This is a genomic window from Persicitalea sp. (assembly GCF_041751555.1).
Taxonomy (GTDB): domain Bacteria; phylum Bacteroidota; class Bacteroidia; order Cytophagales; family Spirosomataceae; genus Persicitalea.
Window position 1 is genome coordinate 1 of record NZ_JBGSXF010000601.1, and the last position, 3,910, is coordinate 3,910.

Sequence of the window (3,910 nt, forward strand, 5' to 3'; positions counted from 1 at the left end):
GTTGTTACAGCCCCGCATGATAGAAATAAAGGCCGTCACGCCGTTGGAGTTCAGGCGAATGGGTGAAATGTCGGCGTAAGTTTCTTCGCGGGAGAGCAGAACATTTACCGCTTTTTGCCCGGTTTCGGCCTCCTCGATCAGACGAGGCAGATCGCGGTAGGCGTCGGGGCCAGTAACGATGTCCACCATTTTTTCTTCCTCCAATAGCTTGGCTTTCAGTCGCTCAGCCATGCAACCAAGTACCCCAATGAGTAAGCCGGGTTTTTTCTTCTTTAAATGATTGAGCTGTTTGAGGCGATTGCGGACTTTCTGCTCAGCGTTGTCACGGATGGCGCAGGTGTTCAGGAAAATCAGGTCGGCGTCCCGCTCGTTTGAAGTCGTGGCGAACCCCGCGCCGCGCATGACGGAGGCGACGATCTCGCTGTCCGAGAAATTCATCTGACAACCGTAGCTCTCGATGAATAGCTTTTTTTTATCCAAAGAAACCTCCTCCTCGCTCACTTTGACCGTTTCGCAAGCTTCTTTGTCTTCGGAAGTCAATATTTTTAAGTCAAAACTCATTGGTTGTGTAATCGTGTAATCGTTGAGATGGTCGGCCCATGCGTGCCGTCGCGGTGGTGCGGAATGGCGACCACCACTTAGTTTGGACTGCAAAATTACTGAAATTACTGACAAAGTGGCAGGCTGATCGCCGAATTACTCACCACTTAACAAATTTTAATAATCAGCTCGCCCAAACTCGGGTAAATTCAACTCTCAACTCTCAACTTAAAAAGGATATCCCACTCCCAAATTAAAATTAAGGTAGTTCGGCTGTCGGGGGCTGAATGGTTGTTTCCAGGAAAACTCATTCAGCACAAATTCCTGGCGATTGGGATCGTAGATTTTCAGGCCAAAATCAAAACGCAGGACGAAGTACTGTAAATCATAGCGCAGGCCAAAGCCCGTGCCGAGGGCAATTTGCTTGGTAAATTCGCCCCAGCGAAAGTCGCCCGCCGCGAATTCACCCGTTTGGGCGCTGGTCGTAGTGGGCAATGTCCAGACGTTGCCCGCGTCCAGAAAGAGGGCATAGTTGATATCGCCAAAAAAATGAAACAAGTGGCCCCGGTACTCCAGATTCCCCTCCAACAGTAGCTCGCCGGGGGCCTCCACTGTGAAATTGGCGCTGGTGATGCGGGGCGGCGACGAACCAGGCCCGAGTCGACGCGGCAACCAGGCCCGCACGCTGTTGGAGCCACCCGCAAAAAAGTACTTTTCGTAGGGCGGTACCGAATTTACCCCGTAGCTGTACACGCTACCCGCATTGACCCGCGCCACAAACGACGACCGCCGCGCCACGGGCCAGTACTTTCGGTAGTCCACGTTCCAGCGCAGGTACTGGAAAAATTGGAGGTCGTTACCGAATATATTTTCTATCAGTTGTTGCTGCTTGGGCAATATACCAATACTTGTGCCGCCCGATTCCAACGCCACGCGCAGATAATCGGCATTTTTGGGCAGGCCGATGAAAGAGTTGGTGTTGTGGACAAAAGTAAAATTGATGTCCGATACGAAGGAGCGGCGAAAGCTATTATATAAATTGTTGCCCTGCGCGCGCAATGTTTCCAGTAGAAGGGCGAATTCCGGCGCTTGACGAGTCGTGTTCAGTACGTTGAGGTCCAGCAAAGAGAGGTTGATGAATGTCGTGGTGGAAGGTTGGAGCGTGTAGGTCATCGCCGCCTTCGCATTTGAACGTGCGTACTCAGGCCGGTTGACGTAGTTATAGCCAAGTCCGACCTGCGTCCGGGGATTGTACCGCCCGAAGCGGTACCGCAGGTTGCCGCCGGGGAAAAGCAATTGCGGAAAAAGTAACGAAGTGTTCACGCTCAGTTCCTGGCTGCGGTAAAGGTTACCGTCGTTGAAACCCGTCACCGCCTCCACACCGCCGCGCAGGTTGACTTCGAAGTTTTCCAGCCCGTTGAAAACATTCCTGATTTTGTACGAAAGATTGGCGAAAGGGCCGGGTGCTTGTTGGAGCTGAATCACGTTCATACCCACGTCTGCCGTGACCTGGTATTTGTCAAGCGGAATAGCGCGGAAGTAGCCTTTCAGTCCTTGCGCTGTGGTGTCGAATCCGTAATTGACAAAGCGAAACTGGTCGGTAAGCGAGAGTTGTCGCTGCGTTTCGCGCTCATCTTGCTGGCTGTATAGCTTGCCCGGACGGATCAGCATCTTGCTGTTCAGAATGCGGGGCGAGAATTTTTTATCCGTAAAAACGTAGCGAATATCCTGAAAGCGGGTTGTGTCTTTTTGAAATAAAGAATCGGGCAAAGTGCCCGGCGGCAGTACCTCGAACTGTACGGATTCGACGGGATAGGTTTTGAAATACTCCTGACCATCGGGTGCCTCCACCCTTACAAAGACGTCCACCTGCTTGAAAAGACTGTCCGTCGCGGGTGCCGATATGGTGTCGTTGACCAGGTAGGTGACCGACTGCCGTGAGAAGCCATAATAGCCATTGTCGCGGAGCAGGGTTTCAATTCTGATCCGCTCATCCTCGAAGGAACTTCCCTTGTAACGATCATTGCTTTTGAGGAAAGAACCGCTCGGCTCCGCTTCCACCAGACTGTCCACGCGCGGGTCGGGAATGCTGTACCGAACCTCGCGTAGGCGCGTCGGACGGTTTTCCTGGATTGAATAGGTAGTATGGATGCGGCGGAAGGTAGTATCGGTGGTGAAGCGGACCTCGTTTTCAAAAAAGCCATTATTGAACAAATAGCCACGTACCTTCTCCGCGTTTTTGGTCACGGCTACCGAGTCGAAATAGACGGGCGGCTCGCCGAAGATGCGCATGAAGTCGTTGCCCTCGGTCAGGCGGCGTTTGGTGCGAGCGATTTTGCGGGTGTATCTTCGCTGGATTTTCTTTAATTGGCGGGGAGCATCTGCCAGGCTGTCGCTTTTTCGCTGGTATTCCAGCGTGAGGGAATCTAACTTGCGCTGGTGGTAGGCGGGGTTATAGGTCACGCTGGCGGCCTGGTAAAAAGCCAGGTAAGGGTACAGCGGCAAACCCAGAAAACGGCGATTGGGCTTCTGCGGAATCAAGGCTTCCAATTCGCTGTCCCTGATGACTTTGTTGCCTTTGAAAGTAGTTGTTCCCAGGAGGTACCGCGCTTCCTCGCCGGAGGGTTGCCGGACACAGCCCGCCAAACCAACCGCTATCAGGACAAAAAAAAGCCCAATACCCGAAACGAAACGCGCGCTATCCAATGCTCTCAAAAAACCAGATCAAGTATATCAATTCGCTGAAAATCAAAAAGTACCGTCAGCAACACGGGGCTTTTGTGGTCGAAGGTGCCAAGAGCGTTCTCGAACTGCTGGGTTCCGACTACAAGACGGAACTCGTGGTGTCTACCAACGATTTTTTGCAAAAATACGGAAGTAATTCGTCCCGTCCCGCCGTTACCTGGATTCCCGCCGCCCCCGCCGAAATGGATCGCCTCGGTACTTTCCAAAGCAACGACGCCTGCCTGGCCGTAGCAAAAACGAAAGAAAACGGTTTTTTGCGTGCGGAAAATGGTGAATATGCGCTTATATTGGACGACGTTCGCGACCCCGGTAATCTCGGCACCATCCTGCGCATCGCGGACTGGTACGGGATCACAAAAATTGTCTGTTCGCCCAGCACCACCGATTTTTACAACCCCAAAGTCATCGCCGCCAGCAAGGGGTCTTTCACACGGGTGCAGGCTTTTTATACTGATTTGCCGGAATTTATAGAAAAACACGACAGAGGCAATGCGCTTATTGGCGCATTTTTGGAAGGAGAATCTTTATACGATTTTACTTTTCCAAAGCAGGGTGGGTACATCGTGATGGGCAACGAGTCACGGGGTATCGGCCCAGAAGTAGCGAAGCATATTCAGCACCGCGT

At 52.4% G+C, this 3,910-nt stretch carries 2 protein-coding genes and 1 pseudogene; 1 reads left to right on the forward strand and 2 read right to left on the reverse strand.

Annotated elements, in window-relative coordinates; all coding sequences use genetic code 11:
• Both ACEW8P_RS21315 and ACEW8P_RS21320 read right to left on the reverse strand, forming a co-directional pair.
• Window positions 1-561, reverse strand: a pseudogene (locus ACEW8P_RS21315) (tRNA (N6-isopentenyl adenosine(37)-C2)-methylthiotransferase MiaB); the annotation flags it as partial.
• Window positions 562-768: 207 nt separating this feature from the next.
• On the reverse strand, window positions 769-3,255 hold the full coding sequence (locus tag ACEW8P_RS21320) for a BamA/TamA family outer membrane protein (protein WP_373515091.1): 2,487 nt from the start codon (window positions 3,253-3,255) through the stop codon (window positions 769-771).
• On the opposite strand from ACEW8P_RS21320, the gene ACEW8P_RS21325 reads away from it, so the two are divergent.
• The coding region (locus ACEW8P_RS21325; protein ID WP_373515092.1) for a TrmH family RNA methyltransferase at window positions 3,246-3,910 on the forward strand (665 nt) is incomplete at its 3' end. The two genes, ACEW8P_RS21320 and ACEW8P_RS21325, sit on opposite strands and share 10 nt — an antisense overlap.